The sequence below is a fragment of the Eubacterium sp. AF16-48 genome (genome assembly GCF_003479405.1).
In the GTDB taxonomy this organism is placed as follows: Bacteria; Bacillota; Clostridia; order Lachnospirales; family Lachnospiraceae; genus Eubacterium_G; species Eubacterium_G segne.
In genome coordinates, this window is record NZ_QUHB01000015.1 from 20,074 (window position 1) to 41,199 (window position 21,126).

Genomic DNA, 21,126 nt, shown 5'->3' on the forward strand with positions numbered 1-21,126 from the left:
AAATTTCCGTTTTGAAACGGAAATGTGATACAACAATTGCACATTATTTCCACTTTGAAACGGAAATACCGGATTTTTAATTGTAATGATTTCCGTTTTCAATTGGAAATCGTATGAATTGAAATGGAAATGCCGGTGGATTATGATATAGCCATAGTAACAAAGAAAAGCACATAGAGAAGGGAAAAAAGAATGATTAGAGAAGAATATATTTTTTTAGATGTTGATGTAGCATCCAAGGAACAGTTACTTGACTTTGTAAGCGAAAAAGCATTGAAAATGGGAATTACAGACAACAAGGAAGGCTTAAAGAGTGATTTCTTAAAAAGAGAAGCTGAGTATTCTACAGGACTTCAGAATGAATTTGCAATTCCTCATGCAAAGTCAGAATACGCAAAAGAAACAGCAGTATTTTTTGTAAAATGCAAAAATCCATTAGATTGGGAAACAATGGACGACACAAAAGTGAAATATGTGTTTGCCTTAATAGTTCCTACTGAGAAGGCAGGAAATGAACACTTAATAATGATTTCAAAATTGGCAACAAGTTTGTTAGAAGACGAATTTAAAGACACAGTTAAGTCTTCAACAGACAAGTCAATGTTAAAGGAATATATATTAAAAATCATGAAGGAGGATAATTAAGATGAAGATCGTTGGAATTTCAGCATGTCCGGCAGGACTTGCACACACACCAATGGCAGCAAAGGCATTGGAGAAGGCAGGACAGGCATTAGGATATGACGTAAAAATGGAACAGCAGGGCAGCATGGGTCAGGTAAATACAATTACTGATGAAGAAGCAAAGGCAGCAGATTTGGTAATCATTGCATCAGACCAGAAAATCGTTGGCATGGAACGTTTCGCCGGCAAGAAAGTTATCCGTGTTGATATAAACATTTGTATCAAGGCACCGGAAGCTGTACTTAAAAAATGTGTAGCAGCAGTTAGCAAATAAAAATTAATAATAAATAAAAAAGGAGATTAAGAAATGAAACAGTTTTTTAAAGACGCTAAAGGTCATTTGATGACAGGTATCGGCTACATGCTTCCACTTATTATCGGAGCATCATTAGTAGTTGCAATACCAAAGCTTATTGCATTATGTTTTGGTATCACTTCATTAGATCCATATGCAGATGGAACAGGAATCTGGCATATAATGAAGTTAATTGAAAATGTAGGTTGGACAGGTATTGGAATGGTTAATACAGTATTAGCAGGATTTATTGCTTACAGTATTGCAGATAAGCCGGCAATTGGTGCAGGTTTAATCGGTGGTGCAGTTGCATCAAATACTTACGCAGGATTCTTAGGTGCTGTAATTGCAGCTTTTATTGCAGGTTATTCAGTAAAATGGGCTAAGAAGCACATTAAGTTACCACAGTCAATGAATTCTGTAATGCCACTGGTTGTTTGTCCTTTAATAGCAACAGGATTAGTTGCAATAATTATGGGTGTTATATTGGCAACACCATTAGCAGCAATAAACACATGGCTTGTAAACTGGATTAGTTCAATGTGCCAGAACCAGAGCTCACAGTTAGTAATGGCATTAATCCTTGGAGCAATGATTGCCTGCGATATGGGTGGCCCAATCAACAAGTCAGCATGGATGGCAGGAAACGCATTAATGGCAGAAGGAATTTATCAGCCAAACGTATTTATCAACGCAGCAATTTGTATGCCACCACTTGCATACGCTATTGCAACAGTAATCAGAAAGAAGAGATTCTCAGCAGAATTTAGAGAGACAGGTAAATCAAACTGGGCAATGGGATTTGTAGGAATTACAGAAGGAGCTATTCCTTTCACACTTGTAAAACCTCAGTTCTTAATTCCAATTAACATGTTTGGTGCAGCTATTGGTACAGCTGTAATTGCTCTTTTAGGTGGAAAAGGTGACATCCCTCCTGTTGGTGGAATTTACGGATTCGTATCAGTAACACATGGATGGGCTTACCTTATAGGTATTTTAGTAGGAGCATTAATCATCGCTTTACTTGCAACATTAGTGGTTGACTTTAATGAAGGAGACGAAGGAAAGTCAGAAGACATTGATATTGATGAAATTGAAATATCTTTTGAAGATGTTAAATAGTAAAAAATAATATATTATGACGTGGTATCAAAAGTAAATTTTGTCACTCATAAGTTTATAAGTATTACAACAAATTAATAACTCAGTTAATGGACAGGGGCTAAGTTTTTGCCCCTGCCTGTTTTAAAATTATTTACTTTAAAATAAATAAGGAAAGGAATTGAAATGAAAAGAAAGATACATGTAGTACCACATTCACATTGGGATAGAGAATGGTATTTTACCACATCAAGATCAAAAGTATATCTTATGAAGGATTTGGGAGATGTTCTTGATACATTAGAAAGTGACCCTGAATTTAAGTATTTTATGGTTGATGCCCAGGGCTCATTATTAGATGATTATATAAAGTGGAGACCACAGGATAAAGAGCGCATTACAAAGCTTGTGAAAATGGGAAAACTGGTTATAGGTCCTTGGTATACCCAGACAGACCAGTTGGTTATTTCAGGAGAAAGCATTGTAAGAAATATGTATTACGGAATGAAGCGTTGCGAAAGCTTTGGAAAATACATGAATGTAGGTTATGTGCCGGATTCTTTTGGACAGTCAGGAAACATGCCGCAGATTTACAGGGAATTTGGCATTGAAGATACATTATTCTGGCGTGGTGTTAGTGATGACATGGTTGAACACACTGATTTCAACTGGAAAGGTGATGACGGCAGCGTGGTATTTACAACACAGATTCCTTTCGGTTATTATATTGGTGGAAAGATTCCGGAAGATCCAAAGGAAAATGATGAATTTTGGGAGAAGGAGTGTCTTGAAAAAGCAGGTGGACGTAGTGCTACAAGACATATATATTTCCCTAACGGATTTGATCAGGCACCTATCCGTACCAATCTTCCACAGCTTATAAAGGAAAGAAACGAGAAAGATCCTGAGAACGAGTATGTTATCAGCTGTATTGAAGATTATATTAAGGATGTTAAAAGTGAAAAGCCGGAATTGGAGGAAGTACAGGGCGAGTTAGTTATTGCAAAGCATATGAGAATACACAAGTCAATTTTCTCATCCCGTTCAGACCTTAAGGTTATGAACACTCAGATTCAAAATTATGTTACAAATGTAATGGAGCCTTTACTTACAATTTCTTATAACTTAGGAAATGAATATCCTCACGAGGCAGTGGCAGAAATCTGGAAGCTGTTATTTGAAAATTCAGCTCATGATTCAATTGGTTCATGTATTTCCGATACAGCCAACGAAGATGTTTATGTAAGGTATAAGCAGGCAAGAGATATTGCCATAAATCTTGTGGAACTTCATTCAAGATTAATTGCAACTAATGTTAAAAACAGTGCAGATATGACATTTACATTAATCAATACATTACCACAGAAACGTGAAGATACAGTTATTGTTAAAACTTATGTTCCAGGTGGAAAATTTGCAATTGTTGATGAAAAGGGAAATAATGTAGATTATACAATTATTCAGTCAAGAGATTTAACGGATTATGTTTTATCCCAGATTATTACTATTGACCCGTCAAGAAAATTCTACATTCCTGACCATGTTTTTGAAGTTACAATGGCAATTAAGGCTAATGATGTGCCGGCTCTTGGATATGTACAGTACAGTGTTGACACAGAAAAAGACAGCCATAAGGAAATGGAAGAGAAGTCAGTTCTTGAAAATGAATATTACACAATTGAAGTGGAAAAGGACGGCTCACTTACAATAGTAGATAAGGAAAATAATGTAACATACAAAAATCAGGGAATATTGGTTGAAAATGGTGACGACGGAGACAGCTTTAACTACTCACCACCAAGAAAAGATTTGGAAGTATTTTCAAATGAATCAGAGTCTTCTGTAAAAATTAGCGGAAGTGATGTTTACAGTCAGGCAGTTATTCATTTTGACATGGTTGTTCCTGAAAATCTTGAAGAGAGAGCAGAGGGAAAAGTCAGCGTAACAATGCCTGTTGATATGACAGTTGCCTTAAGAAAAGGCTCAAAGGTTATTGATTTCAATGTTAAGGTTGATAACAAAGGTCTTTCCCACAGATTATGTGTAGTATTTGACAGCCAGATAGTTTCTGCATTTAACTATGCAGACCAGCAGTTTGGACTTATTAAACGTCCTAATTACTACGAAAAAGAAATGAAACTGTATATGGAATCAATGAATAATAGGTCTGAAAAGAAGACAGGAATACAGGAACTTGCCAACTGGGCAAATGACCAGTCTACATGGCAGGAGCCACCTATTAGCATTGAACCTACACAGTCATATGTATCTCTTACTGATGGAAAAACAGGCGTTGCAGTTATTCCACAGGGAGTGCGTGAGTACGAAGTATTAGATGACAGCAAAATAAGATTAACATTGTTTAGAACCTATGGATTTATGGGTAAGGAGAATCTTATATATCGTCCGGGACGTGCCAGTGGAGAGAGAATTATTGAAACACCGGCAGCTCAGTTGTTAAAGCAAATGGAATTTAACTTTGGATTTACAACTTATGCAGGAGATATTAACGACGCTGATATTGATACATTGGCAAAACAGTACGATACAAATATGGAAGTGTACACATATGCTGAGTTCTTAAATGGCAGACTTATTTTCTCACAAAGAGAAATTGAAGGAAAGAATGATATTGTTCACAGCCTGTTTGAAACTGAAGGAAATCTTGTGGTATCAGCTATTAAAAAGGCAGAAGAAGATGATGGATATATTATTCGTCTTTACAATGGAAAAGACCATAGGAATTTGGATGATAAAATTAAGTTCAATTTTGATGTAAAAGAGGCATATTATACTAACTTAAGAGAAGAAAAGACAGAGGCTATCAAGGTTGAAAATAACACAATTTCAGTAAAGGAATTGTCACACTGTAAGTTTGTGACAATATGGGTGAAATAAATGAGATATGCGGTAGCAATCGATATTGGAGGAACCAATACAAGAGTTGCCCTAATAGATGAAGAGTTAAATATTATCAGTAGAGAGCAGTTCTCTACTGATAATAAGGAACCGGAAAATACACTTAATGAAATATGTCACATTATCAAATCCTTTGATAAGGATATTGTAGGTGTTGGAATGTCATGTCCGGGACCTCTTGATTTAATAAATGGAAAGGTTTTGACACCGCCTAATCTTAATGGTAAGTGGCATAATCTTGAAATTTCAAAGGTGTTAAGTGAGAAAATCGGTAAGCCTGTTTACTTAGATAACGATGCTAATTTGGCAGGATTGGCTGAAGCAGTAGTTGGTGAGGGAAAGGATTGTAATATTGTGCAGTATTTAACTGTATCTACAGGACTTGGCGCCGGCTTTGTTATTAACAAAGAGGTTTATTTAGGTGCCCATGGTTTTGCCAACGAAGTGGCAAATAGTATTATGATTCAGGACGGCCCAAGCCACGGAAACATTCTTCCGGGAGGAATTGAGGCAATTAGCAGTGGAACAGCCATTACTGAAAGAGCCAAAAAGGCAGGACTTTTAGTTAAACATGCCGGAGAAGTTAATGATTTGGCATTGTCAGGAAATGAAGTGGCAGCAGGAATAATGAAGGACGCAAAAAATTATCTTGCTAACTTCATTGCTTTAATATATGGTTTCGCTGACCCGGATATCGTAATATTAGGTGGCTCTGTTGCCCTTAAGATTGATGGATTTGTGGAAGAAATAGAAGCTTTGGTTAAGGAAAAAGTTTACGGAGTAATGAAGCCATATATAAAGGTTAGAAAATCCACATTAAATGAAGATTCAGGTTTAATTGGCGCAGGCTATCTCGCCTTTTCAAAACAAAAATAGACGGAAACTTTTCAAGGTAAAATAGAAATAAGCTTTTCAAAACAAAAATAGACGGAAAGACAAAAGAACAAAAAGAGCGTTATGTTGGCATGAAACACATTGGTGGGACGTGTTGGCGTAAGGCTCTTTTTTGATATGTAAGTAATGGGATTATTAATTTGTAAGACATGGAAAATTTCTTGTACCAGGAAATTGATGGATTCATGGTTAAATCCTGGAACGAATTGCCCATTTTATGGCTGAAATTAGTAAATTGAACCAGGAAATTGATGGATTTATGGTTAAATCCTGGTAGGAATCGCCCATTTTATGGCTGAAATTAGTAAAATGAACCAGGAAATTTATGAATTCATGGTTAAATCCCGGTAGGAATCGCCCATTTTATGGCTGAAATTAGTAAATTGAACCAGGAAATTGATGAATTCATGGTTAAATCCTGGTAGGAATCGCCCCTTCCCCGGGTGAGACCAAGGAAATTAATAATTTCACAGAAAAGTCCTGAAAGAATTGAAACTTAACCGTAATCAATTACTCCAAATTGCGAGACAGAACTTGCAAATAAATCGATTATCTTTATAATAAAAGAGCTTGTTGTGCAAATAAAAATGCAACAAATAGAAAATATGTAAATTTCATTGATACTGAAAATACACAGAAAAACATTAGAAACTAAGATTGAAATTATAAAGAGGATTACTATTATGAAGAAGATTATATTGGCAATTATTTGTATTGCGTTATTGGGAACAGCTATATTTGGAGTTGTAAAGGGGCAGAAAAAATAGGTGTATCACCCTGGGCAGATACATTGCATAAAATGATTGCGTTTATTCAGTTTAACTATAAAGAACCTATTAAGTTAGAAGAAATAGCTGAAGCAGGCAATGTTAGTAGAAGCCAGTGTTGCAAAATTTTTAAAGAAATAATAAATAGAAGTCCTAATGATTACCTGGTAGAATACAGGATAGACAAAAGCATTGATTTAATTATGAAAACAGATATGAAAATGACGGAAATAGCCTATGAATGTGGATTTAATGGCTCAAGTTATTTTGCGGAAACCTTTAAGAAAATAGTGGGAGTAAGTCCCAGAGAATACAAAAATAAAGAGAAGAAGAAATGTACTACGATTTAACTAAAGGAAAAATATATAAAAGTCTTCTGCTTTTTGCGTTGCCGATGATAGCAGGAAATCTTTTGCAGCAATTTTATAATATAGCAGACACCCTGATAGTAGGTCAGGTTTTAGGAAAAGCAGCGTTAGCGGCGGTAGGTTCTGCATATACCCTGATGACTTTTTTAACATCAATATTTTTAGGACTAAGTATGGGTTCCGGAGCACTTTTTTCTATTTATCAGGGTAAAGGCGAGGATAAGTTGCTTAAATTGTCAATAATTCATGCATTTGTGCTTATTATGTTAATAACCGTGATTTTAAATGTGGCAGTATATGTAGGAATTGACGGAATAATGCACTTTTTAAGAACTCCGGAGGATGTTTATGAAGGAATGAGGACATATTTAATAATTATTTTTTCAGGGCTTTTTGCCACATCCCTTTATAACTTCTTTTCATGTCTTTTAAGGGCACTGGGAAATTCTACGGCACCTTTAGTTTTTCTTGCAGTTTCAGCGGTTCTTAATATAGGTCTTGATTTGCTGTTTGTTATGGTATTGTCCATGGGAATAGGAGGGGCAGCATTTGCTACGGTTATTTCCCAGTATGTATCAGGTGTTGGTATAACAATTTATGTGTTGAAAACAAGAAGAGATCTTTATCCTGAAAGAAGTCAGCTTCATTTTAACAAAAATATACTTAAGGAAATTGCCAATTTGTCCTGTTTAACATGTCTTCAGCAATCAGTTATGAATTTTGGTATATTAATGGTTCAGGGATTGGTAAATAGCTTTGGAACAACTATTATGGCGGCATTTGCGGCAGCAGTTAAAATAGATACATTTGCATATCTGCCGGTACAGGATTTCGGCAATGCCTACTCAACATTTGTTGCACAAAACTATGGTGCAGGGAATAAAGACAGAATAAGAAAAGGTACTAAGGCAGCATTTATAATGAGTATTTCCTTTAGCATTGTCATATCCCTTTTAGTGTGGATTTTTGCCAAGCCTCTTATGCATATTTTTATCAGCAAAAAAGAAGTTATGGTTATTGCAGCAGGTATAAAATATTTAAGAATAGAAGGGGCATTTTATTTTGGCATAGGCTGTCTGTTTCTATTATATGGGTATTATAGGGCAATTAAAAAGGTGGAAATGTCAGTTGTTCTTACGGTAATATCTCTAGGTACAAGAGTTGCATTAGCATATATTCTGTCTCCATTTATAGGGGAAATCGGAATATGGATGGCAATTCCTATTGGATGGGCGCTGGCGGATATAACGGGAATTATATATATGAAAAAGAAATAAAACTTATTGAAATATCTTCCAAATAGATATACAATAGTACCGGACAAATTTAATAGCAGGGGAGCTTGTAGGCAGGCTGAGAGGAAGTAATCAACTTCGACCCTTTAACCTGATTTGGATAATGCCAACGTAGGGAATATAAAAGGATTCATTACGGATAAGCCAGGTTAGGTTTGTCCGTTTTATTTTATAAAAATATCAGGAGGAAAAGATGTTTAAGGAATGTATTGAAAATGTAAGAAAAAATGTACCTTTAGTACATAACATTACAAATTACGTAACTGTAAACGATGTGGCAAATGTATTGTTAGCCTGTGGCGGAAGTCCCATCATGTCAGATGACATTGATGATGTAGAGGATATTACCTCTATATGTGGAGGACTTAACATTAACATTGGAACTCTTAACAAAAACACAATACCTTCAATGTTTGCAGCAGGAAAGAAAGCAAACGAATTAGGTCATGTTACATTGTTAGACCCTGTTGGAGCAGGCGCAAGTAAGCTTAGAACAGAAACAGCAAACAAGTTAATTGATGAGGTTAAGTTTGATGTTATTAGAGGAAATATTTCTGAAATTAAAACTTTGATGTTAGGAAGCGGAAGCACAAAAGGTGTAGATGCTGACGTGGCAGATAAAGTTACAGAAGATAACATAGACGAAACAATAGCTAAGTTAAAGGCTTTTTCAAAGGCTACGGGAAGCATTATTGCCGTTACAGGAGCAATTGATTTAGTATGTGACAGTGATAAGTGCTATGTTATAAGAAACGGAAGACCGGAAATGAGTGCCATCACAGGAACAGGCTGTCAGTTATCAGGAATGATGACAGCATTTGTAGTTGCTAACAAGAATAACAAACTTGAGGCAGCAGCTGCAGCAGTATGTGCCATGGGGTTAGCAGGAGAAATCGGCTACGAAAGAATGGCAGAAGGTGACGGAAATTCAACTTACAGAAACAGAATAATTGATGCTATTTACAACATGGATGGAGAAGTATTAGAAAAAGGAGCAAAATATGAAATCAGGTAATACAACACCGGAAGAATTATTGCTTTATGCCGTAACCGACAGAGCATGGTTAAATGGCGAAACACTTTATGAACAGGTTGAAAAAGCATTAAAAGGCGGAGCAACTTTTGTTCAGTTAAGAGAGAAAAAATTAGATGAGGAAAGTTTTTTACAGGAAGCCATTGAAATAAAGGAATTATGTAAAAAGTACAATGTTCCTTTTGTTATAAATGACAATGTTGACATTGCATTAAAAATGGATGCAGATGGCGTACATGTAGGACAAAGTGACATGGAAGCCGGAGACGTAAGAAAAAAAATCGGCAATGACAAAATAATCGGTGTGTCAGCTCAAACAGTGGAGCAGGCAATAAAAGCCCGGGAGAGAGGCGCTGATTACTTAGGAGTAGGAGCAGTATTCCCTACAGGCTCAAAGGATGATGCAGAGGATGTATCTTACGATACATTGAAGGCAATTTGCCAGGCAGTGGATATTCCGGTTATTGCCATTGGAGGCATTACAAAGGATAACGTGAAAGAGCTATCCGGTAGCGGAATATGCGGTATTGCTGTAATTAGTGCAATATTTGCCCAGAAAAATATTGAAGAAGCAACAGCAGAACTTAAAGAAAAAACTTTAGAAATGATTAAATAAAGAAAACAAAGCGGCAAATTGGGGGCACCACCTTTTACCGCTATATAAAACGATAGATTAAAACTATTGACCATAGGAAAAAGCAAGGAGGAAAGAAAATGAATACAGCATTAACAATTGCGGGAAGCGATTCTTGTGGAGGCGCCGGAATACAGGCAGATATAAAGACAATGACAGCTAATGGTGTTTATGCCATGAGTGCCATTACAGCTTTAACTGCACAAAATACCACCGGCGTATCAGATATTTATGAGGTAAGTCCTGAATTTTTAGAGGCACAGTTAAAGGCTATTTTTGAGGATATTACACCGGATGCAATTAAGATAGGTATGGTATCTTCCGGTGAACTTATTAAAACCATAGCCTGTAACTTGAAAAAATACAATGGAAAAAACATTGTTTTAGACCCGGTAATGGTGGCAACTAGTGGAGCTAAATTAATTAGCGATGATGCAATTGCAACATTAAAGGAATACCTTATACCATTAGCCACAGTGATTACGCCAAATATTCCGGAAGCGGAAGTATTGTCGGAAATGACTATTAGCAATGAGGAAGACATGATTAAGGCAGCAGCATATATTAGTGAAAAATATAACTGCTCCGTATTATGCAAGGGAGGTCATAGCATAAATGACGCCAACGATTTGTTATATAGCAACGGGGAATACAAGTGGTTTTACGGAAAAAGAATTAATAATCCAAATACTCACGGAACAGGATGCACTCTTTCTAGTGCCATTGCCTCAAATCTGGCAAAAGGCAGAGATTTAGATGAGTCAGTAGAAAAAGCAAAAGCTTACATTTCAGGAGCATTGGCTGCAATGCTTGATTTAGGAAAAGGCAGTGGACCTATGAACCATGCATTTGCAATTAAAGGCGAATACTAAAATATAAAGGAAAGAGGAACATCACATGGAGAAAAAAGGAACATCAGTATTTAGTAACAGTTTAATCTGGTTTGGGGCAGGGGTATCAATTGCAGAAATCGTAACAGGAACATATTTGGCATCCCTTGGTATGACAAAGGGTATACTGGCAACAGTTATTGGACATATTATTGGGTGTGTGTTATTGTTTTTAGCAGGAATAATTGGCGCTAAAACAAAGAAAAGTTCAATGGAAACAGTTAAGATAAGCTTTGGACAAAAAGGAAGCATTATCTTTTCAGCATTAAATGTAATTCAGTTAGCAGGATGGACGGCAATAATGATTTATGATGGAGCAATATCTGCTAACGGCATATTTAACACAGGAAAATGGGTATGGTGTCTTGTAATAGGCGTACTTATTATTTTGTGGATTATTGTGGGAATAAGCAATGTGGAAAAAATAAATGTGGTAGCAATGTCAGCGTTATTTATACTTACAATTATTCTTTGTAAAGTAGTATTTTTTGACAATCATCAGATGGTTAGCGTTGCAGGAGACGGGCTTACCTTTGGAGCAGCAGTGGAATTAGCCGTTGCAATGCCTCTTTCATGGCTGCCTCTTATTAGTGATTACACAAGAGAAGCCGAAAAGCCTGTTAAAGCAACTGCAGCCAGTGCCATTGTATATGGTTTGGTAAGCTGTTGGATGTACATAATCGGAATGGGAGCTGCAATTTATACACAGGATGCAGGAATTGACCAGATTATGTTAAAGGCAGGTTTGGGAATTGCAGGTCTTTTAATAATTGTATTTTCTACAGTTACAACTACTTATTTAGATGCTTATTCAGCAGGAATTTCCAGCGAAACCATTTCCCATAAAATAAAAGGAAAATATATGGCAATCGCTGTTACAATAGTGGGAACAATAGCTGCAATTGTTTATCCAATGGATGATATTACAGACTTTTTGTACTTAATCGGTTCAGTTTTTGCACCAATGATTGCAATTCAGATAGCGGATTTCTTTATTATAAAGAAGGATAGCACAGAAAAAAATGTGGAAGTAGCAAATGTGGTCATATGGATAATCGGATTTGTACTGTACAGATATTTGATGACAGTAGATATAATTGTAGGTAATACATTGCCGGATATGGTAATTACAGTGATTATATGTGTGATAGTAAGCAAATTTGGAGTTAAGAATGCATAATAATAACATTGTGGAAATAACGGATTTTGAATCTAAGGAACTAGATATATATGCCAGATGTAACGAGCCGGAGCTGCTTAGAGGCTTTGGCAGGGACGGTGGAATTTTTATAGCGGAAAGTCCAAAGGTAGTGGAGAGAGCCTTAGATGCAGGATACCAACCTATTTCCATGCTGGTGGAACACAGACATATAGATGGAGAGGCAAAACACATTATAAAAAGATGTGGCAGTGTTCCGGTGTATACAGCGGAGTTTGATGTGTTATCAAAAATAACAGGATTTAAACTTACAAGAGGCATGTTATGTGCCATGCACAGAACAAAGCTTAAAACCATAGAAGAGGTTTGTGCCGGGGCTAAGAGAATAGCCATATTGGAAAATGTTATAAATCCAACTAATATAGGGGCAATATTTCGCTCGGCAGCAGCTCTTGGAATGGACGCTGTTTTAATGACACCGGGGTGCAGCAATCCACTATACAGACGCGCCATAAGGGTAAGTATGGGAACTGTGTTTCAAATTCCCTGGACTTTTTTTGAAGGGGAGTTAAAATGGCCATATGATGGCATGAAAATCCTTAAAAATATGGGATTTAAAACTGCGGCAATGGCACTTACTGACAATTCAGTAAGTATTGATAATAAAGAATTGTTGTCACAGGAAAAGCTTGCCATTATACTTGGAACAGAAGGGGAAGGCTTAATGGCTGAAACCATTGAGGCAAGTGATTATACAGTAAAAATACCTATGGCTAACGGAGTTGACTCATTAAATGTGGCAGCTGCAAGTGCCGTGGCTTTTTGGCAGATTAGCAGGAAAGGAGAATAAGTTTGGCTAAAGGATTTATTTTTGATGTAGACGGAACAATACTTGATTCAATGTCCATATGGATGGATGCAGGAAAGTTGTATCTTGAAAGTTTAGGAATTAAAACAGATGAAAATATTGGAGAAGTAATGTTTGACCTGACCATGGCGGAAGGGGCAGAATATCTTAAAAAGAACTACGGTCTTGACCTTTCCATAGAGGAAATCTGTGACGGAATAAACAACAGGGTGTTTGAATTCTATGATAAGGAAGCCATGGAAAAGAAATATGTGAGAAATTTCATAGAGGATGCAAAGGAGATGGGCATTAAAATGACTATTGCCACATCTACAGACAGACCTATGATTGAGGCAGCTCTTAAACGACTTGACCTTATGAAGTATTTTGATGAAATATTTACCACTACTGAAGTGGGAAAAGGAAAAGCTTCACCGGATATTTTCTTAAAGGCAATGGAGAAGATGGGAACAACAACTGCTGATACGTGGTTGTTTGAGGATGCCGCATACTCTATGAGAACAGCTAAGGGCATGGGGTTAAACACTGTGGGAATATACGATGAAAGCAGTGCCGGAAACCAGGAGCAGGTAAAGGAACTGGCGGATATTTACATTACGGACTGGAGTGGATATAAGGACGTAATGAGAAAGATAGAAGAAAAGTAGTATAGGGAAGATATGGGGAAAAGTAGAGTAAGGGAAATAGTATAGGGAAGATGCGTGGAAAAGTAGTGTAAATGCAGTATAGGGAAAAAATGGGGAAATGTAGTGTAAATGCAGTATAGGGAAAAAATGGGAAAAATGTAATAAAAATGTAGGATAAGAGATAATTTGAGAGGCGTCTGTGTCAGAAAATGGCATGGGCGTCTTTTTATTATTGTTAAGGAAATGCCAGTGGGATTGCCGGTAGTGGCGTGAGAGCAGGTAGGTGAAGGAATGAAATTATTAAGTTTACAATAAAACAAATTTAGATTGAAAAATTAATGTAATTGTTGGTAGGTGGGAAAGGTTATATGCGATGAAATCGTGGATTTTACAATAAAACAAATTTGATTTGAAAAAAATAATGTAATTATTTGTTGCGAAGGGGTGTTGAAGGGAATGAAATCACAAATTTTACAATAAAAAAATTTGAATTTAAAAAATATCCTGTACATATCTAGGAACAAGCACTTTTTAGGCATATAGATTAGCAATAATTACAATAAAATATAAACAATTTGAAAAAAATCCTGTAGGGTTGAAGGAACCACGGAAAAACCGAACAAAAGTTCCTTCGCAAGTCCTTTTTAATGGACAGCTTGGATGATAGGATTTAGGTATGATAAAAATATAAAATATAAAATTTTTAGGAGGTAGGAGAAATGACAGAAATTATAACAATAATATTAACAATTGGAGTGGGTTACGTTATGGGACATATCGAGGAGATTTATTTCTGGCTACACGAACCGGAGCAGCCGGAAGATACAGAATTTGATATAAATCAGCAATTTCTTGATATAAACAGGTATGGCAATGATTATGCTAAACGTAAATATATTCGTGGTGAATATTTTATAAAAAAGGATAAAAAGAAGTAATGACGAAATATGGGGAGTAGAGAATAAAAATATAGAAGAAAACAAAAAACTAATTTCCAATCGCAAGAAATGACAGAGAGGTGGATATCATGCTAACACATCATTCCATGATTGAATCCGGGGCGTGGCGTATATAGTAACATGACTTATATGGCTATCGATTGGAGCAATAATAATGTTGATTTGGTTATTTCATTAATGGAGAAAGTGAGGTACAAGAATATGAAAAAAGAGGGATATAGCAGACCGGGATTATTTGGAACTGTAAATCATTAAATCAGAAACAAATAACCTTGATAATTCTTTATTATAGGAGGTATAGCGATGAGAGATTGGATGGATTTAAACGGCGATGGCGAAATAGATAGCTCAGAAATGATGTTTGCAGAAGAAATGCTTTGCACCAGCAGGGAAGAGCATGAAGCATTATTTGGAGATGCTGGGGACTTTGAAGATGACACTAAGGATGATTTAGAGATTGATGCTATGGCAGCAGGACTTGATATTGGTGAATTAGAACTTATGGATTCAGATGACAGGGCAGAGGCATTGGAAGAAGCAGGATTGGATCCGGATGATTATGATTTGGACTGAGATTTGGGTAAAGAAGGCTGATTTGTATGAGAAAGAATTCATTTGGACAGGGACTGACAATATTTTTTGTGATAATAGGTGTTCTGTTTGTAATAGGCTCAATGGATGAAGCAATGGATGAGTATGGAGAAGATGGGGAAAGCCGATAAGGCGAAAGGAAAGGTGGTGTCTGTAGTTAATGGTGGAGTAGTGTGTAGGATTATTGCTACTGTTTTAGGTGATACAACAGATAAGTAGAATAAAAATATAAAATTTTTTAGGAGGTAGAAGGATGGCGTTGTTTGATTGGAATCATAATGGCAAAAAAGATTTTATGGATGATTATATTGAATATAACATTTATAAAAGGAATCTGGAAAGAATAGAAGCACAGAAAAATGAATATGGAAGTTACAGTAAAAGAACTACAAAATTTAATAATGACACAGAAAAAGAAAATTCATATTCAAGTTCGAATAAAAGCACAAGCATGGCTGACAAAGTCCTAATTACAATTGGAGCAGTTGCAGCTGGAATATTGTTCATAGGTGTAGTAGCCAATTTTAATATATCTTCTTCAAGTCAAGATAGGAGTTATGGGAGTTATAATAGCAGATACAATAGTAATTATAATAGTAATAATAATGTGTTGAGCAGGGAAACGGAAGAAAAAACAGAAATGGAAACATCAGGATACGAAAAAAATACCTACAAATATAGCAATTATTCCAACAAAACACACAATAAATCTAATAAAGTCTATGATAAATATAATGTTAGAGATTACAGTAACGCAGAGGATTTCTATGAGGACAATTACGATGATTTTGACGGAGAAGAAGATGCAGAGGATTATTATGATGATGTTATGGCGGAATATGGGGAATAGAGGGGAAAAAGTAAAAAATAGTTTTAAAAGTATTAATATGTATGATATAATGGAACCAGATTTTTTGAGCGGATAGCATAAAAAAAAAGACTTTAAAAGTCTTTTTTCTACCACACAATGTGGACCTTACGGCGATTTCGGATAAATCCTTATTTGAACTCACCTTGTAATTTGTAATTACATTATAACAAAATTTTATAGAATGTCAAGAGTAGGAGGGAAAAACTATGGCATATGAAAGATACTATTTAGGTTTGGACATGGGAACATCATCCTTAGGATGGGCAGTTACAAATGAAAAATATCAGTTATTGAGAAGAAAAGGTAAGGATCTTTGGGGCGTTCGTTTATTCAGTGAAGCAAACACAGCAGCTGATAGGAGAAGTCATAGAACAGCTAGACGAAGATTACAAAGAGAAAAAGCAAGAGTAGGATATCTACGTGAATTATTTGCTGAAGAAATAAATAAGATTGATCCGGGATTTTATCAAAGATTAGCTGATAGTAAATACCATAGAGAAGATAAAGAGAGTAATCAGCCTTTTGCGTTGTTTGCAGATACCGGATATACTGATAAGGAATATTATCATGATTATCCGACTATATTTCATTTAAGAAAAGCACTGTTAGACTTGAATAATACAGGAAAAGAGTATGATGTTAGATTAGTTTATCTTGCAATACTTAATATGTTTAAACATAGGGGACACTTTTTGAATGCAAATTTAGATGAAAAAAGTGGAAGTGATTTACATAAGAGTGTTGAACAATTAAATATATCAATGTTGGATATTCTAGGAAAAAGACTTGAAGAGGTGGAACAGGAAAAACTGGAAAACATTTTATCATCAAAAAATTATTCCAACACAGCCAGATTAGAGAAACTTATAGAGTTATTCCAATTGTCAAAAAGTAAAAATAAGCAGGAAGTAGAAATTTTAAAACTAATATGTGGATTGAAGGGTACACTTTCAAAGATATTTGAAAACGGAGATTTTAATGAAGATACAGTTAAAATGTCTATATCTTTTAGGGATGCAAATTATGAAGAAAGCATAACGGAAGTAGAAAGCATTTTAGCAGAAGATGAATTTGAAATGCTACTAATTGCAAAACAGATTCATGATTGGGCAGTTTTGGCAAATATAATGTCCGGAGAAGAATATTTGTCCGTTGCACGAGTAAAAGCATATGATAAACATAAAAAAGATTTAGAAGTCTTAAAAAGGGTGCTGAAGAGCAATTCAATGGATAGCTATAAGAAAATGTTTAGAATTATGGAGGACAATAATTATAGTGCATATGTTGGCTCTGTTAATTATAAGAACGAAAAAGTAAGAAGGGGAGCAAAGCATGACACAGACGAAATCTTTAAGAAAATGAAAGCGATAGTTAGTGGATGTGAAGATTGCGAAGAAAAGAACTATATATTATGCGAACTGGATAAGGGAACATTTTTGCCTAAACAAGTTACATCTTCAAATGGAGTAATTCCAAACCAGGTACATAAAAAAGAATTAAAACGAATAATCGAAAATGCTCAGAAGTACTTGGAATTTCTAACTTATAAAGATGAATCAGGATTGAGTGTTGGAGAAAAAATAATTAAACTTTTTGAATTTCAGATTCCATATTATGTAGGACCTTTATCATATAAAGTTGGTGAAAACGAAAAAATGGGGAAAAGAGGAAATATGTGGTCTGTTAGAAAAGAGAGCGGTGCCGTGTTACCGTGGAACTTTGAACAGAAAATAGACATAAAAAAATCAGCTGAAAAATTTATAAACAATTTAACAAATCATTGTACATATTTAAATGGCGAAACAGTTTTGCCTAAAAATTCGCTATTATATGAAAAATATATGGTTCTTAATGAACTTAACAAGTTAAAAATAAATGGGGAGGGCATTAGTGTAGAATTAAAGCAAAATATTTATAATGATTTGTTTAAAAAGGGAAAAAGAGTTACATCTAAAATGTTGGTTAAGTATTTGAAGGACATAGGTGAGGTTGATGCGAATGACAATCCGGAAATATCAGGAATAGATGGGGACTTTACAAATAGACTGGCAAATCACAAAAAGTTTTTTGAAATTTTTGGTAAAGATAATCTAACGCAGGAACAAATTAATATAGCAGAAGATGTTATTTTCTATTCAACAGTATATGGCGATTCAAGAAAATTCCTTTCTGAAAAAATACGTGAAAAATATCAGAATATTTTGGATGAAAGTCAAATCAAGAGAATTTTAGGAATGAAATTCAAAGATTGGGGAAGATTTTCGAGACAGTTATTAGAACTAAATGGAACAGACAAGCAGACAGGAGAAGTTTCATCTATTATTTCAAAAATGTGGAATGAAAACTACAATTTTATGGAATTAATGGCAGAAGATAAGTTTACCTATTCAGAAGAAATTGAACAACGGGTAAAAAAGATTGAAAAAACACTCTCAACGATGGAATATTCAGATTTAGATGAGTTGTACATATCAGCACCGGTTAAAAGAATGGTGTGGCAGACAATATTAGTTCTTAAGGAATTAGAAAAAGTCATGGGATATGGACCGGACAAAATTTTTGTCGAAATGGCTAAAGGACCGGGAGAAAAGAATCAGAGAAAGGACAGCCGAAAGAAGAAATTTTTAGATTTGTACAAACAATGTCAAAAAGAATCACGAAATTGGAAAAGTGAACTTGAGGCAACAGAGGAGTCAAAATTTAAAAGTAAAAAATTGTATTTGTATTATACACAAAAAGGAAAGTGTATGTACTCAGGAGAAAATATAGAGTTAACGGATTTATTTAACGATAATTTATATGATATTGATCATATTTATCCAAGACATTTTATTAAAGATGATAGTATTGAAAATAATTTGGTTTTGGTAAAAAAGACACATAATGCCCATAAAAGTGATACATTTCCAATTGAAGAGAGTATAAGAAGAAATATGCATTCAATATGGAAAATGCTTAGAGATGGTAATTTTATTACAGAAGAAAAGTACAAGAGATTAATGAGGAATAATGAATTTACTGATAAGGAGCAGGCAGAATTTATTAGCAGACAGATTGTAGAAACTAGACAAGGAACAAAAGTCATAACGGATTTGTTCGAAAAAACGTTCCCTCAAAGTGAAGTTATATATGTTAAGGCAGGGCTGGTCAGTGATTTCAGACATAAATATGGGTTCTTAAAATGCAGAAATATAAATGATTTTCATCATGCAAATGACGCATATTTAAATATTGTTGTGGGAAATGTGTACAATACAAAGTTTACTAAGCATCCTATAAACTTCATTAAGGATTATAAACGTGATCCGGAGAAATATAAGTATCACATGGATAAGTTATTTGAATATCCGGTTTCAAGAGGTGAAGAAAATGCATGGATTACGAAAGGTGGAGAAAGTTTTAAAATGGTTAGAAAAATGATGGCTAAAAATACACCTTTAGTAACTAGAATGAACTATGAGGAACATGGCGGAATAGCAGATCAGACTATTTATAGTGCAAAAGAAGCTTCGAAGGTTAATGGTGATGGATATATTTCTGTAAAAAGTAGCGATGAAAAAATAAGTGACACATGTAAATATGGTGGAATGAAAAAATATAAAGGAACATATTTTGTTCTGGTTGAACATACGGAGAAAGGGAAGAGAGTTAGGACACTGGAAGATATACCTTTATATCTTAAGGAACAGTTGGATAGCAGGGAAAAATTACAACAATATTTTAAAAAAGAAAAAAGATTTAGATATGAAAATCCTGTTGTAATATATAATAGGATAAAGCGGCATTCCTTAATTAAGGTTAATGGATTCTATTTGTATCTTACAGGAAGAACAGGAAAGCAATTACGGGTATTGAATGCAGTGCAGTTATCGTTAGACGCAAAGATGGCTCGTTACGTTAAATGGATTACAAAGGTAAATGACGAGTACCAATCTGAGGCACAGTATGATGAAGATGAAAAGATAACAAGGGAGAAAAATTTGGAGTTATACGAGGTACTAAAAGATAAGCATATGAACAAAATATATAGTAAAAGACCTAATGCAGTTGGCTCTAAACTGAATGGGGGGACAGAAAAGTTTTCTGATTTACCTTTAAGCAGACAGGTGTATGTGCTTTTACAAATTATTCAGTTGTCACAATTAATTAATGAGGGAGTGGATTTAAGGGAAATTGGGGGTTCAAAAGCCAGTGGAACTTGTAAAATTAGTAAAAAAATATCAGGAAATGATGAGTTCAAGTTAATTAATCAATCCGTAACGGGTCTTTTTGAAAACGAAATAGATCTGTTGACGGTATGAGTTGGAGAACAGTCGTAATATCAAATAATGCTAAACTTGATTATCAGATTGGATATCTGGTAGTTAGGGGAGAGAGTACTACCAAAATTCACTTAAATGAGATAGGAACATTGATTGTTGAAAGTACAGCAGTGTCAATGACTTCCTATCTGTTAAGTGAATTGATAAAAAATAAAGTAAAAGTTATTTTTTGTGATGAGAAAAGAAATCCAATTTCAGAATTAGTTTCATATTACGGTAGCCATGATACAAGTGCGAAAATCAGAAAACAGATGGAATGGACAAAAGAGGATAAAGCACTTATCTGGACGGAAATCGTTTCAGAAAAAATAAAACAACAGGCATTGTTACTGGAACGTTATGGCAAGAATGAAGCAAATATGTTATATGGTTATATGTCAGAGGTAGAGTTTGGAGATATTACGAATAGAGAAGGACATGCAGCTAAAGTGTATTTCAATGCTTTATTTGGAAAGAGTTTTACAAGAACAGATGAAATACCGACAAATGCGGCTTTAAATTACGGTTATAGTATTATCTTATCACTTTTTAATAGGGAGATAGTTTCATCCGGATATTTAACACAGATAGGACTGTTTCATGATAATATGTTTAATCAATTTAATTTGGCATCAGATTTTATGGAACCATTTAGACCATTAGTTGATGAAATGGTGGTTGAATTAAAACCGAATTGTTTTGAAAAAGATGAAAAACATAGAATGTTGGGACTTTTGAATAAAGAAGTTGAAATAGCAGGTAAGAGGGAAATCCTGGGAAATGCAATAAAAATATATTGCCGAAGTGTATTTGATGCGTTAAATGATAGAGATATTTCGCAGATAAGGTTTTATTTTAATGAGTTATAGAT

General features: G+C 34.9%; 20 protein-coding genes and 1 riboswitch. All 20 genes read left to right on the forward strand.

The window, feature by feature from the left end; translation table 11 throughout:
- Positions 1-192: 192 nt before the first annotated feature.
- The gene (locus DWW68_RS12245; protein ID WP_021952069.1) at positions 193-645 is read left to right on the forward strand and encodes a PTS sugar transporter subunit IIA; all 453 of its coding nucleotides are present in this window, start codon (positions 193-195) and stop codon (positions 643-645) included.
- 1 nt (position 646) lies between these two features.
- Positions 647-958 carry a fructose PTS transporter subunit IIB gene (locus tag DWW68_RS12250; protein ID WP_021952070.1) on the forward strand — a complete coding sequence of 104 codons (312 nt, stop codon included), beginning with the start codon at positions 647-649 and terminating at the stop codon, positions 956-958.
- Positions 959-991: 33 nt separating this feature from the next.
- On the forward strand, positions 992-2,101 hold the full coding sequence (locus DWW68_RS12255; RefSeq protein ID WP_118590112.1) for a PTS fructose transporter subunit IIC: 1,110 nt from the start codon (positions 992-994) through the stop codon (positions 2,099-2,101).
- A gap of 165 nt (positions 2,102-2,266) precedes the next feature.
- A complete protein-coding gene (mngB, locus tag DWW68_RS12260) occupies positions 2,267-4,978 on the forward strand; it encodes a mannosylglycerate hydrolase (protein WP_021952072.1) in 2,712 nt (903 codons plus the stop codon).
- The gene (locus DWW68_RS12265; protein WP_118590114.1) at positions 4,979-5,875 is read left to right on the forward strand and encodes an ROK family protein; all 897 of its coding nucleotides are present in this window, start codon (positions 4,979-4,981) and stop codon (positions 5,873-5,875) included.
- Positions 5,876-6,692: 817 nt separating this feature from the next.
- Complete coding sequence (locus DWW68_RS12270) at positions 6,693-7,010, forward strand: helix-turn-helix transcriptional regulator (RefSeq protein WP_118590116.1); 318 nt, start codon at positions 6,693-6,695, stop codon at positions 7,008-7,010.
- Positions 6,995-8,305: an MATE family efflux transporter gene (locus tag DWW68_RS12275; RefSeq protein WP_118590118.1), complete on the forward strand. Its 1,311-nt coding sequence runs from the start codon at positions 6,995-6,997 to the stop codon at positions 8,303-8,305. Before DWW68_RS12270 ends, DWW68_RS12275 begins: the two co-directional genes overlap by 16 nt.
- A gap of 47 nt (positions 8,306-8,352) precedes the next feature.
- Positions 8,353-8,459, forward strand: a riboswitch (TPP riboswitch).
- A 57-nt stretch (positions 8,460-8,516) separates the two neighbouring features.
- Positions 8,517-9,338, forward strand: a complete 822-nt coding sequence (thiM, locus tag DWW68_RS12280; RefSeq protein ID WP_118590120.1) for a hydroxyethylthiazole kinase — start codon at positions 8,517-8,519, stop codon at positions 9,336-9,338.
- The gene (thiE, locus tag DWW68_RS12285) at positions 9,325-9,972 is read left to right on the forward strand and encodes a thiamine phosphate synthase (protein WP_118590122.1); all 648 of its coding nucleotides are present in this window, start codon (positions 9,325-9,327) and stop codon (positions 9,970-9,972) included. Before thiM ends, thiE begins: the two co-directional genes overlap by 14 nt.
- Positions 9,973-10,070: 98 nt before the next feature.
- A complete protein-coding gene (thiD, locus tag DWW68_RS12290; RefSeq protein WP_021952078.1) occupies positions 10,071-10,862 on the forward strand; it encodes a bifunctional hydroxymethylpyrimidine kinase/phosphomethylpyrimidine kinase in 792 nt (263 codons plus the stop codon).
- A gap of 25 nt (positions 10,863-10,887) precedes the next feature.
- A complete protein-coding gene (cytX, locus tag DWW68_RS12295) occupies positions 10,888-12,060 on the forward strand; it encodes a putative hydroxymethylpyrimidine transporter CytX (protein ID WP_118590124.1) in 1,173 nt (390 codons plus the stop codon).
- Positions 12,053-12,889, forward strand: a complete 837-nt coding sequence (locus DWW68_RS12300) for an RNA methyltransferase (protein WP_118590126.1) — start codon at positions 12,053-12,055, stop codon at positions 12,887-12,889. Before cytX ends, DWW68_RS12300 begins: the two co-directional genes overlap by 8 nt.
- Positions 12,890-12,891: 2 nt before the next feature.
- Complete coding sequence (locus DWW68_RS12305; protein WP_118590128.1) at positions 12,892-13,554, forward strand: HAD family phosphatase; 663 nt, start codon at positions 12,892-12,894, stop codon at positions 13,552-13,554.
- Between the two features lie 698 nt (positions 13,555-14,252).
- Entirely contained in the window at positions 14,253-14,471 is a 219-nt protein-coding gene (locus DWW68_RS12310) for a hypothetical protein (protein WP_118590130.1), read from the forward strand.
- 150 nt (positions 14,472-14,621) lie between these two features.
- Positions 14,622-14,747, forward strand: a complete 126-nt coding sequence (locus DWW68_RS13850; protein ID WP_279220127.1) for a hypothetical protein — start codon at positions 14,622-14,624, stop codon at positions 14,745-14,747.
- Between the two features lie 48 nt (positions 14,748-14,795).
- Positions 14,796-15,065, forward strand: coding sequence for a uroporphyrin-III methyltransferase (locus DWW68_RS12315; protein ID WP_118590132.1), 270 nt, complete (start codon positions 14,796-14,798; stop codon positions 15,063-15,065).
- Between the two features lie 26 nt (positions 15,066-15,091).
- Positions 15,092-15,214, forward strand: a complete 123-nt coding sequence (locus DWW68_RS13855) for a hypothetical protein (protein ID WP_279220128.1) — start codon at positions 15,092-15,094, stop codon at positions 15,212-15,214.
- 122 nt (positions 15,215-15,336) lie between these two features.
- Positions 15,337-15,933 (forward strand): hypothetical protein, encoded by a 597-nt coding sequence (locus tag DWW68_RS12320; RefSeq protein ID WP_118590134.1) that lies wholly within the window; start codon positions 15,337-15,339, stop codon positions 15,931-15,933.
- Positions 15,934-16,160: 227 nt separating this feature from the next.
- On the forward strand, positions 16,161-20,255 hold the full coding sequence (gene cas9, locus DWW68_RS12325) for a type II CRISPR RNA-guided endonuclease Cas9 (RefSeq protein ID WP_118590136.1): 4,095 nt from the start codon (positions 16,161-16,163) through the stop codon (positions 20,253-20,255).
- Positions 20,252-21,124 carry a type II CRISPR-associated endonuclease Cas1 gene (gene cas1 / locus DWW68_RS12330; RefSeq protein ID WP_118590138.1) on the forward strand — a complete coding sequence of 291 codons (873 nt, stop codon included), beginning with the start codon at positions 20,252-20,254 and terminating at the stop codon, positions 21,122-21,124. The genes cas9 and cas1 overlap by 4 nt, the downstream gene beginning before the upstream one ends.
- Positions 21,125-21,126: the final 2 nt, after the last annotated feature.